Raw genomic sequence first — 21,130 nt, forward strand, 5'->3', positions numbered from 1 at the left:
TTAATTTCCGTTTTCCAGCACCATTTTTTTCAACGCCGTAATCCATTTTGGATTATTGTTCAAACTCTCCACCATTTCTACTTCCTGGCCACCGGATTCCTTGAACTCTTTGGCATATTCCACTTTGATCTCATCAAGGGTCTCTATACAGTCTGCCACAAATGCTGGTGAAAAAACCAGTATTCTCTTCTTTCCTGATTTGGCCAGTTCATGCAAAGAATCTGATGTATAAGGCTGTATCCAAGGTGTCTTGCCCAACCGTGATTGGAAACAAACGGTATATTTTCCCTCTGGGATACCCAGTTTAGCAACCACAGCTCTGGTGGTGGCATAACATTGGGACAGATAACAGAACGGATTTGTTTCCTTTTTGCAGCTTTCACAACCAAAATCAGGACAGCTGAGTTCCTTTTTCGGGTCGATCTTGGCCAATTGCCTTACAGGCAATCCATGGTAGCTGAATAAAAAGTGGTCAAACCTCTGCAGGTCATGGTACCGTGCATGGTCTGATATGACCTCCACCATCAAAGGATCCTCGCAATAGCTACTGACGAAATTCAATTTGGGAAAGTATTGCCAACTTCGCATCAGTTCCATCACCCGGTCAATAACCGAACCGGTGGTAGCTGATGCATATTGCGGGAACAGGGGGATAACGGTCAAAGACTCCAGGAACATCCCTTCCAGGTTCTTAATTGCCTTGGGAATGGAAGGTTCCTGATAGCGCATGGCCAGTTCCACATGATATTCTTCACCCAGATCGGCCTGCAGCATCTTTTGTTGGTCCAAACTGTACCTCATCAACGGTGATCCCGTTTTCTCGCACCAGATGGTGGAATAGGTATCCGCGGATCTGGGTGCCCTTCTTGGCACGATGATCCCCTTGACCAGCAATGAGCGTGAAATATAGGGTATATCCATTACCCTAGGATCCATCAGAAACTCTGTTAAATACTTGCGAACTTCGCCCGTTGTGGGTGCATTGGGAGTACCCAATTGCACCAATAAAACTCCCTTTTTTGCCTTTTTACTCATTCTTAACACAAAACTACGACAAATTAGGGCAAATGGGGCCTATATGGCAAGGATAAAGCGAGATTGCCCTGTATTATTATATTCAGATGACGATATCCCAGAACCATGATGGAGGTAATACGGATGGAAATTCTTCACTAATAGGATTCGATGGTCTCCTTTACCTTTTTCATCAACCACATTGGCGTAGATGTCGCTCCGCAGACCCCGACGGTCTGATTGTCACTGAACAGACCTGGCTCCAATTCCGCGGGATCTGAGATGAAAACCGTATTCGGGTTGACCTGTCTGCAGACATCGAACAGCACTTTTCCATTGGATGATTTCTTACCCGAGACAAAGATTATCTTATCGTACTGTTGTGCAAATGTCCCGAGATCTTCGTACCGGTTGGAAACCTGGCGGCAGATGGTATCATTGGCCTTCACCTGGTACCCGCGCCTGATCAGTTCATCCTTGATGGCATAGAACCTATCCACACTTTTGGTGGTCTGGCTGTACAGGGTGAAACTGGGCGGCAGCTCCACATTATCCAGCTCATCAATATCCTGGAATACAATGGCTTCATTATTGGTCTGCCCCGATAATCCGATCACCTCTGCATGGCCATGCTTCCCGAAGATAAGTATCTTCTCCCGATCATCATGGGAGGTCTTGATCCGGTTCTGTAACTTAAGGACGACCGGGCAGGAAGCATCGATCAGCGTAATATTGTTCTCCAGGGCGATCTTATATGTTTCCGGAGCCTCTCCATGGGCGCGGATCAACACCTTTTCGTTCTGAAGTCCCTGAAGATCTCCATGGGCAATGATCCGGAGGCCTTTGGCCTTCAGACGGGCCACCTCTTCATCGTTATGTACGATATCTCCCAAGCAATACAGATACCCCTGCTGGTCAAGGATCTCCTCGGCCATATCTATGGCATAAACCACCCCAAAACAGAAACCTGATTCCTTATCGATCGTAACCTGTAAATTCTTAGCCATAGTACAAAGATAGGTAAACTCTTTACTAAACGCTTTATCCTAAAGACTATTTCATTATATTTGCAAAAATTTTTTTATTTTATATGGCAACTAATAGAACTTTCACAATGATCAAACCAGATGCAGTAGCAAATGGTCACATTGGGGCTATCCTGAACGACATTATCGCAGGTGGATTCAAGATCGTAGCAATGAAGTACATCCAATTAAACGAAGAGACTGCTGGTAATTTTTACGGAGTGCACAGGGAGCGTCCTTTCTATGGGGAACTGGTCAGGTTCATGACCTCGGGGCCTATCGTAGCTGCCATCCTTGAAAAAGAGAACGCTGTTGAGGACTTCCGTACCTTGATCGGTGCAACCGACCCTTCAAAAGCGGTTGAAGGCACGATCCGTAACAAATATGCAAAATCGATCGATGCCAATGCAGTCCACGGTTCGGACTCTGACGAAAATGCGGCCATCGAGGGAAACTTTTTCTTTTCAATGTTCGAGAGGTTCTAGACAATCCTTACATCTTACATCCATGGTCCGGGATCCCATTTGTCCGGACCATGTTATTTGGACTACCGTCCAATCTGCCCCCAGAATTCAAAGGGCTGGCAGAAACCATCCTTTACCACCCCCGAACTGTCTCCGGTGTGGCACCATGTTCCTGCAAACGGTCATTGGAAGATAGGCCGGAATTCTGGGATCTTCCCACCGAGTCCAATTTTTTCTCTCATAAACTCCTGTATTCCCCAAAAAAACGTATATTGGCATAAATAACCAAATGTGCCCTCCCTGGGGATCAGGCACCCATAACCACCATACCTATGAAAATAACCTTCTATGGCCATTCCTGCCTTGGGATCCAGATTGACGATACACATCTTTTGATCGATCCGTTCATCCGTCAGAACCCCCAGGCCTCCCATATCGACATTGATGCGATCCGTGCGGATTATATCCTGGTGACCCATGCCCACTATGACCATACCCTGGATCTGGAATTCTTTGCAGAGAAGACCGGAGCAACCCTGATATCGAATTTCGAGATCGTAAACCACTATGCTCAAAAGGGCATCAAGGGCCACCCCATGGGGGTCGGCGGAAGTTGGGAGTTCCCCTTCGGAACCCTGAAGATGGTCCCCGCATCCCATTCCTCAAGTTTTTTGGACGGTTCCTACGGAGGAACAGCGGCCGGTTTCATACTCTCTGGTCCGCTGAGCAGGATCTATATATCGGGAGATACCAGCCTGACTACCGAAATGAAATTGATCCCTGAGTTCTTTCAAATAGATCTGGCCGTATTTCCGATTGGGGGAAATTTCACCATGGATGTTTCTGAGGCCATCATCGCATCCGATTTCATCAAATGCAACAGAGTGCTTGCAGTGCATTTCGACACATCGGAGCTGATCCGGATCGACCAGGCAAGAAGCATTGGAGAGTTCTCCAAGAGGGATAAGGAGCTGCTCATTCTTCCCATCGGAGGGAGCTTAGAATTGGACTGAAACAGTAGAACATCATCCTGTAGATAATATCAGGATCTAATCAGCGCATTATGAAACACCCAATCATAAGTGAGGTATACAAGGGTTGGTCGGATATAGGTTCACGGGGTACCGATTGGGTCGGTAAGTTAGATAGTGCCCTTTACCGACAGCTTTTGGAGATGGTGCAACCGGGTGCTTCCTATTTTTTCCTGTTCGACCCATTTCTGAAACATATCGATATGGTCTCCAATGGGATCCAGGAGGTCATCGGGGTACCGGCAGATGAATTCTCGGTACAATACATCATGGATAATATGCATCCCGAGGACCTTCCTCTCTTTGGGGATATCGAAGCCACAGTCGTGGAATTCAAGAAGAAACTGGCCCTGGAGGACCTCTTCAGTTATAAGACCAGGTACAACTACCGCATGAGGAAACAGAACGGGGATTTCGTACACATCCTGCAGCAGACCATTACCATTGCCGCCGATGATTCGGGGAACGTGATGCGCAACCTGGTCCTTCATACCGATATAACCGACATAGCTCCCTTCCAGGAGATGAGATTGTCTTTCATCGGACTCAAGGGGCTTCCATCCTACATCAATGTTCGGCCAGCCCGGAGGTTTTCCGTTGAAAAGCTGCAGCTGACCTCCAGCGAGCTCGGTATACTGGGACTTCTGGTTGAAGGGATGGACAGTAAAAGGATAGCCCAGATCACCAACCGTAGCCTGCATACCATCCGTACCCACCGCAAGAATATCCTTAGGAAAACCGGTTGTAGGAGCATACAGGAACTCCTGATAAGATCCCTAAAGGAAGGCTGGATATGATGGGCAGCCACGGCATGGTATAGTTTATCCGGGTCCCCAACATTTCATCAACGTGTAAACAAGGACAGCAACGAACATAAAGGAAATGTTCCACCAGCCCTAATCTAAAAATACGAGGATAAAAAATCCCTATCAGGATGCCTGATAGGGAACTAATCAATTATACTGTAGTTATTATGAAGCTTGCAAAAATGGATAGCACCAGTGGTACTACCCAGAAATCATACCTATGCGATCCCACGCCTTTGTCCTACGATTATCAAACCGTGGCTGACAAACAGTTAAATATACAAAATACCGTTCGGTATCCAAAATAAATATTCTGTTGATCATCATATTTAATGCCACCCCACTGAACCGGAAGATTCCTGCTGCCTAATTGCCGGGGAACCTCTAGGCTGTCCTTGGCAATCCGGAAATAGTTCTCCAAGCTCAGTTTTGGCAGTTTCAGTCTCGGATAAACCCTTTCCAGGCTCCGGATCATCTGCATGGAATGATCTCTGGCAGAATGGCACTTCTTGTGATCGATGATGAGATGGAAATGACCTATGCTGTATTTCCTGCCTCGCCTCAATGGGTCCTGGTTCTCCTGCCTGAAACTGGGTCCAAGCTCTGGCCATCTTATCTTTACTATTCCGGACAAACTGCTCCTGGTGTCCTCTGCCAGATCGGAAAGAGCGCTCAGGTCATGGTGGTAAAAGGCTGTCCCTGTCCGGCCTTCCAGCTCCAGCAATACACTTGCTGACAGGAGCTGGACCTGCTGCTGCAGTACGGCCTTCTGCCGGGAAACAGAACCTGTTGCCCCATAGATGAAAAGAACATCCGGATAGATCTCCATTCCGATAAAACCAAACGAGGGGATGAACCAGGTCCTGCACTCGATATAATCCACACCATCGCTATGGTCGAAGACCACAATATGGTACGATCCCAGACCAGTGCGGAACCTGAGTTCCAACCTGCCCGATCCCAGGTTCTGGGAGTCCAATTTGAACTGTCCAAAGTGCCTGGCCAGTCTTATCACAATGGGCATCTTGCCCGGTTCCATCAAAAGCAGGAGTTCGGTCGGGGATTTCACCATTACCCCCCTTTTGGGATGCGATCTCCACTGATCCGATTTCAGTATAATTTTTGTTCCGAAGGTCCAGAATTGTTATGAGCGGACTGAAATTATGGTTTAGCATTTTTCGTAATTGAATGGTGGATTAAAAAAACATTCCCTTGTCCCAGTCGCAAGGACAGCCAAGGGCCTAGGCTTCTTCGATTGTCAACTGAACAGTCAGGTACAAAGAAAGTTCTGTTCGCTCTTGAACAACGCTGTATCATACTTCCATTGACCGGAGAGCTTGGGATGGTGGAGCCCTGAACAGTACGTTGAACAGAATGGCGGCCCATACCCGGCATCCCGGTACCTGGATATATCCTTCGGGCTCGACCAGGATGCTTTATGTTTGACATGGTTCAATGGATCTGGAAACCTCCTAGGGATTAAGGAGTCATTGTCAGGCTTGATGGGAACGTGGAGATGGCTGAAGGTGAAATGGGGGGAGGGTAATTACCAGGGTGTGAAGGAAAGTTCCTAGCCCAGATGATCCATACCATTAATTGGTTTTATTTATTCCGAATCCACATTTTTTTGTGAACTTTTTTGTTTGGCTGCGGAATGGTGTGGATTTTGGATGTACCAAAAGAGGAACTTGGAGGATCCATTGGTGTGACCAGTCTTCTGAAATAAAAATATACATGCCAGGCTTATGGATAGGGACAATTTAGCTGACCGTACAAATATTAAAAGACTTTAAAAATAGTTAAAGGTGATCGAAGTGGACAGTTTCCCGTCCCCTTCTTTATTTCCATGGTGTGGGCGAATAAACATTTCTTTTGTTTTAGCATTCCTCTTCCTGTATCAAGGCCAGAAGGACCGCACCCCCAAGGGGGATAACCAAGAACTTTCCATTCAAGCTGCTCTCCAATTTTTCTGGATTTCAAAAATGAAGACGGCCCGAGGACCACCAAACCGTGGTAGGGTCTATCGTGCCCGTGGCTTGGATTCAGGTCTCGGCGGAACCGGCTGTGGGTGTGAGTCGAGTACCGCTTTCAGTCTGACAAATGCAGGATGGTTCTCCGTCCAGATGTTTTCCGTTTCAACAAGCCCGTTTTTATAATGGTAGAGCTCATAGGTCGTAGGTCCGGTTCCTATGATGGGATGCCATTCGACCAGTCGGAATTTCATATCCCTGATAGCCCTTCCCATCATTCCATCCCTAGGGAAACAATGATATACCGATTCCCTCAACCTGCCGCCCTGTCCAAGAAGATATTCCGCAAAGCTCCTTCCGTCCAGGGGCTGGCCTGAGTGGGGAAGCTCCAGTCGTGCAAGCGCTGCGAGCGTCGGATAGATGTCCACTGTCTCGACAAATCCCATGGTGTGGGTTCCCTCCTCCATTTCCGGATGCCTAATGATCAATGGGATCCGGTTGGCAAGTTCGTAGTTGACATGTTTGGTCCACATCCCCATTTCACCAAGGAGATAGCCGTGGTCCCCCCAGAGTACCACAATGGTGTTTCTATCCTGTCCGGAACTCTTAAGGTAATCCAGGACCTTCCCAATCTGGGCGTCCACGTAGCTTACCCCAGCATAATATCCATGGATAAGGGTTCTGGTCAGTCCATCAGAAAACGGATCGCTGTTCGATGAAAGGGGGATTTCCGAGTACTGGGAAATCTCACCATCACGCTTGACTGAAAACTTAGGGGCTCCGATTGGATTTTTCACAACGGAAGGTAGAGGAAGAGCCGATGCATCATAGAGGTCCCAATACTTTTTGGGCACCGTAAAGGGAAGGTGCGGCCTGGCGAAGCCCACGGCAAGGAAGAACGGTTCTCCGTCTTTCCTTAATTCCTCCAGCCTCGAAATAGCTTCTTTTGACACCCTGCCATCTGCATAGGCCCCGTCCTCCACATCCAGCCTCTCCCAGGCATGTCCCTTTTCTAGACTGTTTGCCTCCTGCCAGCTCTTGTTCGAGAAAAGTGCTTCCTCCCTGGTTTCCGAGCGGTGTCCGGGAGAGGCATATTCTACAACCTTGTCGTACCAATGGGGGACAGACCATGACCTCTCATCATTGTAGGTATTGTGTCCAACATGAAACACCTTCCCTATGGCAGCGGTATGGTATCCGTTCTTTTTGAAAAGTTCGGGCAGCGTCACGGCATCAGAATAATGGTCCCGGAATGCCCTTCCGAAATCATATAGCCCTGTCGAGGTTGAACGAGCTCCAAGAAGGAGGTTGTACCTGGATGCTACACATACAGCCTGATTCGAATAGGCACGTTCGAATACCATGGCCTCCTTCGCCCATTCGTCGATTTTGGGGCTTATCGCTATAGGATCTGAATAAACACCCAGAGCCGGTCGCAGATCGTCGACAAGTATCATGAGCACGTTATAATTCTTTTCCTGTGAATAGCAGTGGATGGCCAAGGAAATGTACAGGAGTGTCAGGGAAAACTTTTTCATTCCGGATATTTTATACAATAGGGGTTCAGGTAACCGATTCAGATACAATTTAATAAAAAATTTCTATTCCTTTGCTAGACCATCATTCCCGGGATATTTCATTGCAGGTTTTCCTTATCTAAAACTCCTTTTTAGTGGGGATGATGAAATGAAGGTTCCATGTGCGGTTGACGACAGGAGATATTCTCTCCATCAGTTCATTCCCAACCTGGAAATCCTCGGGATTTAAAAGCTCCCTCACTTCCTGGCAATTCTGCCGAAAGTATCGGAAACCTGATTCTGGTGAGCGGTGTGAGCAAAGGTCAGATAGGACTGGGTCCGTTGATCCGGATTCAGATCCGATCGTAACGCAACAAGGGCTGCGTACTGCAGCGGAAAGAGCCTCCAAAACTCCTTGTGATTTTAAAATCCAAGTAGCATACCTCTACTCCATGCTGTTCAATTTGATCGCCGATGTGTTTGAACGCTGGATCGGTTATGTACAATTCGGAGGACAGTGGTAGACCATTAGTAGCCAGATCACTTGCTTCGTCCAGTGTTACTTGGATTGAAGTCCATTCTTTTAGTATTTCAGGGATCCCATCCAGGAAAGCCTCCTCACAGACCAGCATCAAATTGTGCTTCACCAAACCCAGGGCACAATCCAGATGAAGGATTTTGGGATGCAGCCGTACCTGCTCTACTGTATATCCTAAAGGAGAGATCAATTTCGACAGCCATTGAAAACCGCGGTCGTTGGAAGCCAAGCCTGAATTGCCCACAAGAACATGTGAATCGAGGACCAGCACATCACCTCCTTCTATAAAGGGTCCTTTGCCCAGGCTAAGGTCACCCGCATCGGCAAGCTGTGGGAAGGGAGCGGCAACATATGTGCAATCTGCGTCCTCTAAAGCTTCCCAGAGCAAATCACGAAGCGGCCAGATTTCGTGCCGGCGGTGCAGAAAACGCATCCCAGCTTCCACTACATAGTTCCCTATTACAAAAAAGGGATCCCTGGAAAAAAAATTTGAGTATCCGTCATTAGGATTGAAATTCTTTTCGGCTTCGCTCAACTTACGTACTTCCACCACTTCAATCCCATGTTCTTCAAGTTTTCTCCTGAAGTTTGACCGTTCCATTTCCCACTGACGCTGAATCTCCGGATGAGCTTCTGAAAAATCCTTTCCACGGTTTAAATTGGAATCTTCGATCGCGGAATCATCTAAAAACCGGAGATCATCTGACCTGACTTCCAAAGGATAACCATATTCGGATGCTGCCAAAACCACCTTTTTTAATGTAGCGAATTCGTTCTGTACAAAAATCTTCTTATTGCAGACCATGTGCTTTTGTTCTATGAAGGGTATTGATCACCCTAAACCATTAAATCATCTTTCTCATTACCATTGGAGGTCTTACGGAAAGTAAGTTTGCAGATTTATTTTTACTAAAAGGTGTAAATATAAGGAATACATCTGATTTCGAATGAGGTCCCCGGTATTGCTGAATTTGTTTCCTGAAGGATCGGATTATAGAAAAGGTTGTCAGAAAGTAATGGATGAGAGCTGTGAAGAAATCCGAGCAGCCTACCTTTACGGGCTCATTGAAAAGGAGAAGTATATTACTGATTCAGAGCGAACAGCGAATGGATTTCACGTACAAAAAAATATACGGCTAAATACCATTATGATTGCTGGATTATCAAAAGCATTTTCAGGATTAAATCTATAAATACGGATACAAACCCAACTGTGAGGAAATTTATCGGGAACTGGAAAATATCTGGCGTTGGATTCCGATCTATTTATATCAAAAATGAGAGAAGATAGAAATCGTGAACGTACCGAATATGATTTTGAGAAGACCCAGGAAGTCTTCCACGAAAGAAGATCATCGTGTATTTACAGCACAAATATGGACAATTGGTATATCAGCATCATTACAGGTCAAGAAAAACAGAACGAGGTATTCCATAGAATAGAAGGAGAATTAATTTTAACATAAGATAGATAGGGGTTCATTCTGATAAAATATATGGATCCGTATCAGGGTAAAAATATTGGACAAATCAACATTGATCTATGTGAATGGCGGACTATTCCATAATTATATCCCTAAAAAGATTAGGTTTCATAATTAGGTTTCATAAAAAAACGCCGTTAAGCGCCTTTGATTACCACAATTTTTAAACATTACTCCGAAGGATCTTTAAATCCGCTTGAAACATTTAAAACCTATCCTTACAAATTTTTTCCACCATTTCCCTATCACGTTGCAGGGAGATCTCAAAATCTGAAGGTAAAACACCCATAACAGGTATGTGCGCGGAAAAGTGCTGGAATCCCTTCCACATAAAGTCGACTGTCCAAGGTGCACCCAAGGCAGATGGTCGCTCGACATAAGAGATCAGAGGATCTAATTATAAGATCCCCATGAGGTAGCATGTTTTTGATAGAGTTCTTGCAAAACAAGAATCGGTTCGGATTTCGTTAGGGGCCGAGTGCAGGTCACCATATGGATACCCATGCCAAAGGTAAGATGGATGCAAAGACCAGGTATCCCTATCCGGATAACTTCAGTAAAAAAACCTCCGCCTCCGTAAAAAGTCGACGCATAATTGTCCATCTGTACTGCTGGGAACGACCGCTGCCCATTTTTGGGAAGTGCGATCAGCCATATACCCTCAGCCGGAGGAATGAATCACCATGTTCCAGATGATAATCCATGTCCATACCCGCAGGTTCACCCTGCAGGAGCTTCAGCATGGCTTCGAACTTTTTTAATTGATCCATCAATCCTTCGAATTCATTCTTTTCTTTAAATCTGTCCACTTTACGCAGACCTCTTCCCTGATCCATTACCTTTTTGCTTATTAAAAAAAAACCACAACCGGTAAATCAATCCCGTTCCCAACCCTTCCCTTTGGCACTTGATCTCCCGACTCCCCTTACCCATTGGAATGTTTTCCGCTCAATCCGGACGGATGGGAAGACCACCCTGCCCCCTAGGATCGTCAGGACCAATCTTGAATTCGATCCTGCTACCGATCCTAGGATCGAAGCTGGCCTGGTAGCTTATATATCCGTAACAATCCAGGTCCGAAAGACAGCCGTAGCATGTGGCAAGGGAAACCTTGGCCAACCTGGCCGTTGTTCGGGCATAGGTTTCCAGGTGCTCCTGGAAACCATCGGTGTACCATTGCTCCATTAGTGCCATATAAACTGCCAGATGGGACATCCCCAGCCTGTGATCATACCGAAGTCCATGGAATATCCGGGGAAGTGTTCCCTCCAATTTCATGAAACTGGACCATGTCATCCACCCAAACCGCGTTTTCGTCCGTGTATTTTTTTTTTTGCCTCTGAAAGCTCTCCTGTGGAAAGTTTCTTCCTATCGGTCTTTTCCATGGTTAAGTCCATTCCCTTCTCAGGCCCCAGGAATTCCTGCCTGATGCCATTTTCGTCATAGACGTTGAGAACTTTGAACTGGGGGTTGGCCTGTAGGTACAACCTGGTCTCACCCTTTTCCAGGTCCATGGTCACAGGCTGGCGGTTACCCCGTTGGAGGGCATCGATCAGGTCCTGTCGCCTATCGGGCATTTCGAGCTCCCTGATAGGGTACCTATCGAGCTCCGACTGCAGATCAAACCCATAATTCTTATGGAACTGCCTGAAACGGTGGTTTCCATTGATGTCCATTGTTTTGAGGTCCAATTGGACCCATGCCTCATACCGATCCCCCTGGCGATTTGATAGTTCCTTGAATACAGACCTACCATGCATGAGATTATAGGCCTCCTTCAATGTATAGCGGTCCCTGCCGTTAACATAGAAGAGTTGGGCCTTTCTCTGTTCGGTACCCTGGGGCACGATTTCCAGCCTATAGGAATTGAAGAAGTACATATCTGATTGGCTGGATCTCGAAAAATTGAGTTCCGCACGGATCCTTCCCTTTCCCATTCCAGTCTGGAAGAGCAACTGGAAACCTTCTGGCTGTCTCTGTAGATTGTCCTTCAGAGAATCCTCAAGCCCGTTACCGAAACCGCTGTAGAGCAGCTGTTCTTTGAGATATTCATAATTTTTATGGTTCATAATTTTCGGTTTTTTCTTCTAAAATCACCTTTGCCTTGGCCAGATGCTGATTTTTAACGTTCAGTTCCAGGTTCCGCGTGCCCTCCCTCTCCAGTATACGTATAACCATCTTTCGGTCCTGGGCCAGGGAGAACTTAGGAAGTACGACTACCATTCCTGCCGGATTATCCATACGGCAATCCAGTTCCTGCTGTCCAAGGACCATCAATGGCTTGATTTCCAGGTGCTGGATTGCGGTCTCCCTATGTCGGGACCTGGGGACCAGGCTGCTGGAAATACCCTGTACCTGGAATCCCACGGCGCCCGTGTTGTAAAGGATGATCGGAAGATAGAACTGATCTCCATGGAGGTATATCCCCTGCAGATCTGCTTTAACCCCTCCTACCCGGTGGCTGCGGGTCAACCGCCGACCCTTCTTCAAGACCAGGTTCTGCGCAATGGACCTGATCCTTATTAGGTCCACTGGTGGTCTGATGAATTTAGCGGAAGGGGTATGGGTGGTATCCTTGAACCTATAAATCATCACCTTTGGTTCCTTTGTGTAACCAACGGCAAAACAGTGCAGGGAACCCGAGCTGGTGATCACTGTAAGGTTGGTCCTTTGGAATTCGGGGGAAATCGCCTTGAGCTGTAGCACGTTCGTTGAACCCTGCGCCCTCTGTGCAGCTATCTCGCTGCTGCCCAGATTGATCATAGTGATCTGGGCAGGGAAGACGATATGTGTCGTCATGTTATCGGAGATCAGTATCTCCTTAAATAGTATGCTGTCTTTAGAAAGATTGGCGGAGGGTTGCTGGCCATTCAGGCAGGTCAAGTTCAGAAACAGGACCAATGATATTGTGAATTTGACTGTTCTCATAATGTTGCTTTGTTTTCATTCCTATTATTTAATATTTTCGGATTCCGAGTCGACGAGCAGCAGTTGATGCCCTGCCCTGATCCTGATCTTTCTGTTACCAGGTCTTTTGGAGAAGACCTTTCGTGCAGCGTCCACACCGATGCCGGCAACCTTGGAATACCATCTTCCCATGCCGGGGTTTTCCAGGTCCGATATAGCTATGTTGTTGACCTGTTGCTGCAGTGCATTCGCACCAGGTTCGGAAAGTAGTGTGCCCGGAACGTAAAGCCCCAACATTCCATCAAGATCATGGGCCTCAAGATTTACGGGAAGGATCTTCCCTCCCTTATGCAGGGAGCTTATCCTGACCCTGAGCCGGCCCTGGGAGATCGAACATTCTCCGAACAGGAGACTTTGTTTTTCGAACCTCAGCCCAGCCGTTGTCAAGTCATCCAAAAGACGTAACCTGAGGATGGAGCCGTGCTGTACCAGTTGGTCCATCTCCACCATGGCCCGGAATGAATTATCGCCGGTGGTTTCGCTTCCCTCCAGTTCAATATTTTGGAACGCGCCCTTCTCCCCCATTCGATCAGGTGTATCCAGGGTTAAGTGCGATATTCCAGGATCGTGTCTAAAAACCGAATGTACCGCTGGCCTTCTCGCAATCCCTTCCATTCCATCGTCCATCGGTATCCTACTTGGGTCCTGGATCATCTGGATCTTATCCAGAAGAACTCCCAACTGCTGCAGTTCCTCATCCTGCCCATCTGATCGAGTGTAATCTGCCATTATTCCTTCAAGCTGCTTGATGGAAGCGTCCTGTGGGCTGGTAGGGATTGACGAACCTGCCATGTAGGTCAATTTTGCATAATCATCCTGAGGGACCATTGGTTCCGGATCCTTGATTAGACGGCCGATCTGTTCAAGACGATCGTAGATCTTTTCTTGGGCAGATGTGATGGGCCGGTCTCGGCCATAGGGTCCTGGCTCATGAAGAGCCCATTGCTCCTCCTGCGAATCGACAAATGCTGGTGTATCGGTTTTCACACCATTGCTGAGGTTCTCATTTAGCAGCTCCCTGGACAACCTCTCGTAGTGCTCCAATTTACTGACAACCAGATCCTTATCAGGATTAGGACTAGGCACCTCGCCTATTAGTCCATATTTTTGAACCGTTCTTCCGGACCGGTCGCCAAAGGTGTTCAGGATGAACATTCCAATGACCACAATGGTAAGGCTGATGGCAAGGAAAGTGCCCTTGGGACTTCCCTTCAATCTACTTTTGAGTTGATCTATGATTTTCATTTTTAGAGATTTTTTTGTGTTTTAGTAATTCGATAGCTGTATACAGGGAATCCAGGAGTCCTGCATGTTCCCGGGCCAAGGAGCTACGGAGTTGCTCGCATCCAGGGGCCTTGCAGTCCATGATCCGCTCCAGGAAATCCCTATGGGATTTCAATCGCTTTAGGTAAATAGTATTTTGTACTTCATCAGAGGGCTGCACCGAGACCTGAACCACCCTGCCAAACCTTCTGGTAAGGGACATTTCCCCGCTGTTGGTGGGACATTTGAAACGCTCACCGAAACATAGGGCAAGAAGGAGCACCAATGGCAGTGAAAAAAAATAGATACCTCTACGTAATCCCCTGATCCGAGAGGTTATGCTGTTCCTGATCAACCTATGGAAATTTCCTGGTGCTTTTGTGTCCATTTCCTTCTTCATCTCCTTTCGATGGTCCTCAGCTCTGAATTGTCGGTCGTCCTCCAGCCCTCTATTAGAAATCCATGGGGATTATTGGCACTCCTTGTTACCTCCCGCAGCTGGCCCATGGTTACCAGACGCCGTGTGGTCTCCACGCTGGATCGGATGATCTGTTGGGAACCATGGAACGTGAACCTATAGGGATGGGAACCCATCTCCATGACTATACTATCTACGCTGATCCGCTGACTGATGTTCGCTGCAATGATATCCCGATAATACCCTTTCTCGAGCAGCGTCTCATAGCTCCTCCTGGCGCTGGCATCAGCCAGGTAGAGCGCACGGGAGAGCTGCTCACGGATCACCTTTTCGTCAGGGTCAAGGGTGAAGAAATAACGGTGGAAGCTTTCCACATGCTGCTGTGCCTCCACCTGGAGGTTCTCACCCCGAGTTGAGGCAACAGCCTGGAGTACGGCGCCCGGTGCCAACAGATAAATCCTTTGATTGGAATCCTTTGAGATCTGGCCGTTCCTGTACACCGAATAAAGGCAGATGCCAGCAAAAATGGCCACGATCAAGAGGCAAAAGTTACGAACCTGCCGAAAGGCGGTATCAAGGTTGTTGAATTTTCTGAACATGATGAATCTGGTTTATGGATATTATTCGGAATTCCTGCCCTTACCTGCCCGGAAACCCTGTTGATCGTTGAAATAGGGAGAATTGGAAACCTGTTGAGCCATCCCCTGTCCCATCGACGAGGCCGCATCACCGAATGAATCCCTTGCCATCGATAATCCTGAGGATGAAACAACTACTGCCCTTTCTGCCGTTGAGGAGAACATTTGGGTAACGCGAACACCAAATACGCTGCCATCACTTGAATGGACAATATAGTTCGCCACTGATGGTACGGTGAAATACCCTACGATCCCGATAATCAGAAAGATCTGGTAGGCCAGATGGGTCCTGTCGAACATTGTATCGCCCATTACCTGGATCTGGGCCAGATCGATCAGTAGCATTTTCTGTTGGATCCTGCCGATGATGCTCCCAAATATATTGGCCACCGGCAACCAGAGAAAGATATTGATGTACCTGGCAAGCCAGACGGTGAGCGTGTGGTGGAAACCCTCGAAAACCGACAGTCCGAAGACCAGTGGTCCCAATATGGTAAGTACCACCAACTGGAATGTCCTGAGGGTATCTATGCATAAAGCTGCAGCCTGGAATAGGAGCTCAAGGATTTCGCTCATCCATTCCTTTACCCCATTTCGAAAACCGTATGCTGTCTTTGCCATGGCAAACTTGATGTCGTTGCCGATGCCCTGTAGTAGCCCTTCTTCTGAGGGGTCTTCATCTTTGTAGGTATATCTGTACCATAAGTCCCTATCCCCCTCACCACCCTCACCCACATAGATCTGCCACGGGATGGTCTGCTTTACAGCTTCCCTTTTCTTTTCAAGGAGCACCTCAATGGCTGTTTGCGAATCTTCCACCATGGCATTGGTAGCAGCAACAGTCGGTGAAAGGATTCCGTTTACAAGCCCCATGAATGCAGGGAAGAAGGCAATGCACAGTCCTATCGCAAACGGTCTCAATAAGGGGTAGACATCTACGCCCTCTGCCCTTGACAGGTGCCTCCATACCCTTATGGAAATATGCAGTAGGGCAGCGAATCCTGCCAGCCCCTGGCCAACACCCATCAGCCTCTGGCTGAGGGGTACCATTTCTAAATAAAGCTGCTCGAGGACCTCTCGAAGGCTGAGGAGATCCTGCCCGAGATCCTGGGCCAGGACCATCTGGGGGCAAAGGGCCAGGCAACCAAAAAAGATCACCATAAAATGTCTTCGTTTCATTTCTGTAAAATATTTAACGGTTTGTTATTCCCTGCAAACTCTTCATGGAACCCGTATGATCCCACTCCCTTTGACGATGGTATTCGAGGATACGATTGGACGCGGTCAATGACCTTATTAGCCGAAGGTGCCGCTCCATCCTCTCATGGACCGAATCAATGGTGCGTAGCCGTTCTCCATCATCCATTTTTGCCCGACCAGCGGACAGTACCATAGTGAGTTCGCCCAGTTCTTCTAGGCAGCCCTGGAGTACCTTGGAATACAGATTTTCCAGATGCTCCAGTTCTTTTGGATCAAAGCCTCCCTGCCGTACCAGGTCCCCGGTATGGCCAATGGAGAGCTCGAGTATCCGTTTCTGCATGGATAGGATGGAAGCCACCTTGTGGTAGTTCCGGACCGCCGGATTCACCTTTAATAGGCCATCGAGGAATAACCTGTGTAATCCGAAATTCCCTTTGGAGATATCCCGGATATGGTTATAACCGTTTTTAAGTATCTCATACCCTTCCTCCATATCCTTGAGCACCTTTTTGAACTGGGCCAATTTTTCCACATTCAACAGGAGCTGCTGTACTTCGGTGGATTGGGCCCGGGCCTGCACCGAAATCAGTAACAATAGCACAATACCGATCAATAACTTTTTTTTCATCTCTTCCCTTTCATTTATTTAAACCTGTAGGATCTACCTAAAAATTCTAGCTGCTGGACATCCCGTTGCTGCAGGTACCTTATTGCCCTGTTCTGGAGCTGTTGTTCCAAGATTTGCCTGTGTGCCAGCCTGACCAATCCATGGACCTTTTCGATACGTTGGATCCTTTGGTAATCCGATAGCCTGAAGCCATCGCTCCGCAGGATCCCGATGAGTGCATTCAGGAGTTCTGCAGAGCGTTCATATAGGTCACCCTGTAGAACAGAGGCTTCACTACCTGGTATCCCGTACAGCTCTTCCGGTCCTTCGGACAACCCGGCAAGCCTTGCAATCGATCCATAGATCTCCTGGATCTCCTTTAAATACCAGGAACTGCGTACTCCAGGGGATGCCCGGGAGAGCGAGTCGAAATATCTCCGATGGAGAGAATATTCCCCCCTCGAGAGATCGCCCACCATGGCAAGACCATAGCGGGCAAGACCGTACCCACCGGAAAGGAGTTCCGCGAATGCACCGTTTGCCACTATCTGGGCCATAAGGTATTTTTTCTGGGTGGCACCCTGTCTTGTCCACTCCCCTAGGGTCTGTGCATTGGACCTCTGGAGGCCCAGGACCACAAATAATGACATAAAAAATATTGTTCTCATGGTGATTAAACTATTAGTTGTTCCCAATTCCGTAAAGGATCTGAACTGCCTTTCTCTGGGCTTCGTCCTTTGAGCGTTCCAGGCTGAGCAGAACATTCTGCCTTCCGAATGCCCTCAGATCGGACAGTACGGCCGCCATGGCCCGTGCAGCGCGGTCGATCCCCTCCATACGCTGCTGGTCGGTCATCTCAAGGTTGAATGGCCGGATGACCTGAAGGACCGCTTCCAGGTTATCAAGTCCCTTATCGAGCATTCCCTCGTACATCCTCTCCATTTCCATCAGCTCCTTGTGCGAGAAATTCGGGTCGGAGGAAAATCGCTTCCACGCCTGCTGGTACTCGGTGAGAAGGTCCGACTGCATCTTTACTATCTGCTGGATCCTCCTGTATCTGGCGATGACCTCTCGTATGGTCCTTAACTCATTGAAGTATACCTGGTACTGTTCCTTCTGCTTCTGTGTCCATTCGGAAATCTCCTGGAGCTTGAGTTTGGAAAGGGCATTTTCCAGGACCTTCTGGGCGTTCTGCAACCATATTGTTTCGTTCTGCAATCTCTGAACCTTCAGATCAAAAGCCTTGACTACACGTTTTATCGCCAGCCGGAGGACTTCTGCAAGCACCAGCTGTCCATGGGATTTTGCCATAGGGAGAAGGACTAGGGATATTGCCAAAAGGGCGGTTGCTAAGGGTTTTATCTTATTCATGTTCCCCCCCTGTTTTTCCTCTCAGGTGTTCCGCCATGGCCTTAATTCCTTCGGTGTAGTCCCCAAGTTTGTATTCCACGAATTTCTCCAACATTTTCTTTTCTCGCTCCTCTGTGGTATAGCACAGGTATTCCTCCAGGGACACCTCCGTACGGTAAACCCTGGAAAAAGTGCCCGAAAGGCTAATGAATACCTCCTTGTACTTTCTATTCGGTTCATTGGCTCGGTTGAGCGAAAGGACCATAGCCCGTTCCTTTTCGCTGAGTCCCAGCATCTCCTCGATCATTTGGAACCTGTTCTCGTACTTCCTCTGGTCCAAAAGGATCTTACAATCACTGTTGTTGATGATTGTCTGGCGAACGATGGGAGAAGAGATGATATCATCGATCTCCTGGGTGACCACGATCGCCTCTCCGAAGAACTTCCGGACCGTTTTGAACAGATATTGGATATATTGCGCAAAGCCATCCTTCATAAGGGCCTTCCACGCCTCCTCGATCAGGATCATCTTCCTGATCCCAGGAAGCTTGCGCATCTTGGAGATGAAAACCTCCATGATGATCAATGTTACCACCGGGAATAGGATGGGGTGGTCCTTTATACTGTCGAGCTCAAAAACGATGAAGCGCTGTTGCAGCACGTCCAGGTTTGTCCTGGCGTTCAGAAGGAAGTCGAACTCGCCGCCCTTATAGAATGGCCTTAGTACATAAAGGAGGTTCTCCAGATCAAAATCCCTATCCTTCACCCCTTCCAGCCGGATCTGTTCACGGTAGGGACCTTTCAGGTATTCATAGAATCCATCGAAACATGCAAATCCTCCATCCTGGCCCATATGCGTAAAGTAACCGGTGATGGCCCCGGAAAGAGCGACATATTCCGATCTTCTGAAGGGTTCGTCATCTTTTTTCCATAGAGCAAGGATCAGTGCTTTTACGCTCTCACGCTTCTCGGTGTCGGGAAGTTCACCATCAGGTATGTGGAAGGGATTGAAGCTTATGGGATCACGCTCACTATAGGTAAAGTAATACCCGCCCAGCAAGCGGCAGAGCCCTTGGTAGGAATGTCCAACGTCAACAAGGACCACATGAGCACCACTCCCGTGGTAGGACCGCACTAGATGGTTCGTGAAGAACGATTTCCCACTGCCCGACGGGCCCAGAATGAACTTGTTCCGGTTGGTCGTTATTCCTCTGTCGATCGGTTCGTCGCTTATATCCACATGCAGGGGTCTCCCGGACAGCCTGTCCCCTAGCCTGAGGCCTACAGGACTTGTGGATGACATGGCAGAAGATTCCAGGTTGAGAAAACAGCATGCCTGTTGGGTGAAGGTATCGAAAGAGTCGTACAGCGGCATTTCAGCAGCATTCCCAGGTATCCCCGCCCAGAAGATCTGTGGGGCGCCAACGCTCTCCACCTTTATACCACAGCCCATCCTATTGAGCGATCCGGCAACCAGACCGGACATCCGATGAAGTTCACTCTGATCGGAACTGCAGACCATGACATTGAAATGAGCCCTGATGGGCATGCGCTGCTGGACTATGGCCTCGTTCAGGAAATCATTTGTCGAGTCCCTGGCGATCAGGTTGGACCTGCTATAGGCAGCAAGGGACTGTAACCGGAGCCTTTTACGCTCCAGCTGATCCAACCTTGCGTTGACATCCCCTATGAATATATATTGGTTCACCAGATGGTCACAGGGCATAAGCTGACCGAGTAAACTTCCGAATCCTACGGGGAAGGCCGATCTATCACTGCTATAGGGTTCATAATCTGTACAGGGCATGCTGAACTGGGGGAGATCCTGAACATCACCAAGACTATAGATCCTTAATTCCCTATCTCCGATTCGGATGTCCTTTCCGGAAAGATCAATATCACCCAAAATCCTTTCTCCAGGAGATTGACCCTGGGAGATGTACCGCTCCAATAGTCCAGGTGAGTCCGGTGTACTGAACAGTCCATCGCTCCCAACCGGCATTACCTGGACCAGGCCAGAGTCCGAGAGGGCCCGGCAAAAATGTCCACAGGCATCCTTGAAGCCGTTTACCACTTGAGGATCCAGGATATCCCTGGGCACAGGTGATCCATGGAGGAGCGTCCTCCCGAATGACATCATTCTTGCACGTCCTTTGGGCACCATGCTCAGGATCAGGTAACATTCGTGCTGCATGTACTGCCTTTCGTGGAAGTAACGTTCACTGCACTGCGAGATGTAGGATCCGCAATCCATATTTAGGTCCTGAGAATATTTTCCTGTATAGAACCAATCCTGCTTGTGGACGATACTTGAGACCGGCAGCAACCTGATCGCTTTTGTCCATGCCTGGTGATAGTTCTCATACTCTTTTCTCGAAAGTGAGAAAATCTCAGGGAGCTGAAGTGAATAGACCCTGCTCACTTCTCCCATCCTGCCCAAAAGGAAACCGTCCTGGTACCCTATTATCGGCCATTCATCCCTGATATCGGTTTTTCTTTTCATCCCGGAAAGTTTTTATGTTCCTTAATACTTGGGTCATTGAATATGGCCCTTGAACGGATCCTTATTACCTTGGGGCACCTCCTTCGGGCAGCCCATTTCTGCAGACCGTACTGACCGAACCGATCACTAAGCCTATAGGTTACCCATATCATAGTACCACCGGATGATCCAATTAGGCCCAGCGAAATCCAGGATGGAATTCCCAGATAGTACAGCAGAGCAAATAGGAATAGCAGTGCCAGAGTAGCTATGGCCAGGTACCAGATGTACTGGGCCTTGAGACCTTTGAATTCCAGTGGCGTGTTGATGCCTTTGTTGATCCTGAATTTTTCCAT

General features: G+C 48.0%; 24 protein-coding genes. 6 read left to right on the plus strand and 18 right to left on the minus strand.

Annotation, left to right across the window (positions count from 1 at the left end; genetic code table 11):
* Together hemH and E3D81_RS15560 are read right to left on the minus strand one after the other, a co-directional pair.
* Positions 1-1,035: a ferrochelatase gene (gene hemH, locus E3D81_RS15555; RefSeq protein WP_134778114.1), complete on the minus strand. Its 1,035-nt coding sequence runs from the start codon at positions 1,033-1,035 to the stop codon at positions 1-3.
* Positions 1,036-1,172: 137 nt separating this feature from the next.
* Complete coding sequence (locus E3D81_RS15560) at positions 1,173-2,021, minus strand: 4-hydroxy-3-methylbut-2-enyl diphosphate reductase (protein ID WP_134778115.1); 849 nt, start codon at positions 2,019-2,021, stop codon at positions 1,173-1,175.
* Between the two features lie 83 nt (positions 2,022-2,104).
* Here E3D81_RS15560 and E3D81_RS15565 point away from each other — a divergent pair, with 83 nt between their 5' ends.
* The 4 genes from E3D81_RS15565 to E3D81_RS15575 are packed head-to-tail and all read left to right on the plus strand — an operon-like array spanning position 2,105 to position 4,331.
* Positions 2,105-2,524: a nucleoside-diphosphate kinase gene (locus tag E3D81_RS15565; RefSeq protein ID WP_099365389.1), complete on the plus strand. Its 420-nt coding sequence runs from the start codon at positions 2,105-2,107 to the stop codon at positions 2,522-2,524.
* Between the two features lie 50 nt (positions 2,525-2,574).
* A complete protein-coding gene (locus E3D81_RS17305; protein WP_167554339.1) occupies positions 2,575-2,784 on the plus strand; it encodes a hypothetical protein in 210 nt (69 codons plus the stop codon).
* Positions 2,785-2,835: 51 nt separating this feature from the next.
* Positions 2,836-3,516 (plus strand): metal-dependent hydrolase, encoded by a 681-nt coding sequence (locus tag E3D81_RS15570; RefSeq protein ID WP_134778116.1) that lies wholly within the window; start codon positions 2,836-2,838, stop codon positions 3,514-3,516.
* A gap of 50 nt (positions 3,517-3,566) precedes the next feature.
* On the plus strand, positions 3,567-4,331 hold the full coding sequence (locus E3D81_RS15575; RefSeq protein WP_134778117.1) for a LuxR C-terminal-related transcriptional regulator: 765 nt from the start codon (positions 3,567-3,569) through the stop codon (positions 4,329-4,331).
* Between the two features lie 259 nt (positions 4,332-4,590).
* On the opposite strand, the gene E3D81_RS15580 is transcribed toward E3D81_RS15575, so the two are convergent.
* A complete protein-coding gene (locus E3D81_RS15580) occupies positions 4,591-5,412 on the minus strand; it encodes a hypothetical protein (protein ID WP_134778118.1) in 822 nt (273 codons plus the stop codon).
* A gap of 265 nt (positions 5,413-5,677) precedes the next feature.
* Between E3D81_RS15580 and E3D81_RS15585 the strand changes: the two genes are divergently transcribed.
* Positions 5,678-5,914, plus strand: coding sequence for a hypothetical protein (locus E3D81_RS15585; protein WP_134778119.1), 237 nt, complete (start codon positions 5,678-5,680; stop codon positions 5,912-5,914).
* Between the two features lie 446 nt (positions 5,915-6,360).
* On the opposite strand, the gene E3D81_RS15590 is transcribed toward E3D81_RS15585, so the two are convergent.
* On the minus strand, positions 6,361-7,848 hold the full coding sequence (locus tag E3D81_RS15590) for a sulfatase (protein WP_134778120.1): 1,488 nt from the start codon (positions 7,846-7,848) through the stop codon (positions 6,361-6,363).
* 332 nt (positions 7,849-8,180) lie between these two features.
* Positions 8,181-9,170, minus strand: coding sequence for a dimethylarginine dimethylaminohydrolase family protein (locus E3D81_RS15595; RefSeq protein ID WP_134778121.1), 990 nt, complete (start codon positions 9,168-9,170; stop codon positions 8,181-8,183).
* 472 nt (positions 9,171-9,642) lie between these two features.
* Here E3D81_RS15595 and E3D81_RS15600 point away from each other — a divergent pair, with 472 nt between their 5' ends.
* Positions 9,643-9,831 (plus strand): hypothetical protein, encoded by a 189-nt coding sequence (locus E3D81_RS15600; protein ID WP_134778122.1) that lies wholly within the window; start codon positions 9,643-9,645, stop codon positions 9,829-9,831.
* Between the two features lie 665 nt (positions 9,832-10,496).
* Here E3D81_RS15600 and E3D81_RS15605 read toward each other — a convergent pair.
* From E3D81_RS15605 to E3D81_RS15665, 13 genes are all read right to left on the minus strand, one after another.
* On the minus strand, positions 10,497-10,685 hold the full coding sequence (locus E3D81_RS15605; RefSeq protein ID WP_134778123.1) for a hypothetical protein: 189 nt from the start codon (positions 10,683-10,685) through the stop codon (positions 10,497-10,499).
* 112 nt (positions 10,686-10,797) lie between these two features.
* Entirely contained in the window at positions 10,798-11,145 is a 348-nt protein-coding gene (locus tag E3D81_RS15610; RefSeq protein ID WP_134778124.1) for a hypothetical protein, read from the minus strand.
* On the minus strand, positions 11,142-11,786 hold the full coding sequence (locus tag E3D81_RS15615) for a hypothetical protein (protein WP_134778125.1): 645 nt from the start codon (positions 11,784-11,786) through the stop codon (positions 11,142-11,144). Before E3D81_RS15615 ends, E3D81_RS15610 begins: the two co-directional genes overlap by 4 nt.
* 121 nt (positions 11,787-11,907) lie before the next feature.
* On the minus strand, positions 11,908-12,777 hold the full coding sequence (locus tag E3D81_RS15620; protein ID WP_134778126.1) for a DUF4138 domain-containing protein: 870 nt from the start codon (positions 12,775-12,777) through the stop codon (positions 11,908-11,910).
* A gap of 24 nt (positions 12,778-12,801) precedes the next feature.
* Entirely contained in the window at positions 12,802-14,031 is a 1,230-nt protein-coding gene (gene traM, locus E3D81_RS15625; RefSeq protein WP_167554340.1) for a conjugative transposon protein TraM, read from the minus strand.
* A 1-nt stretch (position 14,032) separates the two neighbouring features.
* Entirely contained in the window at positions 14,033-14,479 is a 447-nt protein-coding gene (locus tag E3D81_RS15630; protein WP_134778128.1) for a hypothetical protein, read from the minus strand.
* Entirely contained in the window at positions 14,476-15,096 is a 621-nt protein-coding gene (gene traK, locus E3D81_RS15635; protein WP_134778129.1) for a conjugative transposon protein TraK, read from the minus strand. Before traK ends, E3D81_RS15630 begins: the two co-directional genes overlap by 4 nt.
* A 21-nt stretch (positions 15,097-15,117) precedes the next feature.
* On the minus strand, positions 15,118-16,314 hold the full coding sequence (gene traJ / locus E3D81_RS15640) for a conjugative transposon protein TraJ (protein ID WP_317128159.1): 1,197 nt from the start codon (positions 16,312-16,314) through the stop codon (positions 15,118-15,120).
* 13 nt (positions 16,315-16,327) lie between these two features.
* Positions 16,328-16,963 carry a TerB family tellurite resistance protein gene (locus tag E3D81_RS15645; protein ID WP_134778130.1) on the minus strand — a complete coding sequence of 212 codons (636 nt, stop codon included), beginning with the start codon at positions 16,961-16,963 and terminating at the stop codon, positions 16,328-16,330.
* A gap of 14 nt (positions 16,964-16,977) precedes the next feature.
* Positions 16,978-17,610 carry a hypothetical protein gene (locus tag E3D81_RS15650; RefSeq protein ID WP_134778131.1) on the minus strand — a complete coding sequence of 211 codons (633 nt, stop codon included), beginning with the start codon at positions 17,608-17,610 and terminating at the stop codon, positions 16,978-16,980.
* 13 nt (positions 17,611-17,623) lie between these two features.
* The gene (locus tag E3D81_RS15655) at positions 17,624-18,313 is read right to left on the minus strand and encodes a conjugal transfer protein TraI (protein ID WP_134778132.1); all 690 of its coding nucleotides are present in this window, start codon (positions 18,311-18,313) and stop codon (positions 17,624-17,626) included.
* On the minus strand, positions 18,306-20,795 hold the full coding sequence (locus tag E3D81_RS15660) for a TraG family conjugative transposon ATPase (protein WP_134778133.1): 2,490 nt from the start codon (positions 20,793-20,795) through the stop codon (positions 18,306-18,308). The genes E3D81_RS15655 and E3D81_RS15660 overlap by 8 nt, the downstream gene beginning before the upstream one ends.
* Entirely contained in the window at positions 20,792-21,130 is a 339-nt protein-coding gene (locus E3D81_RS15665; protein ID WP_134778134.1) for a DUF4133 domain-containing protein, read from the minus strand. Before E3D81_RS15665 ends, E3D81_RS15660 begins: the two co-directional genes overlap by 4 nt.

This window comes from Sphingobacterium sp. CZ-2, from assembly GCF_004526235.1.
GTDB classification, from domain to species: Bacteria; Bacteroidota; Bacteroidia; order Sphingobacteriales; family Sphingobacteriaceae; genus Sphingobacterium; species Sphingobacterium tenebrionis.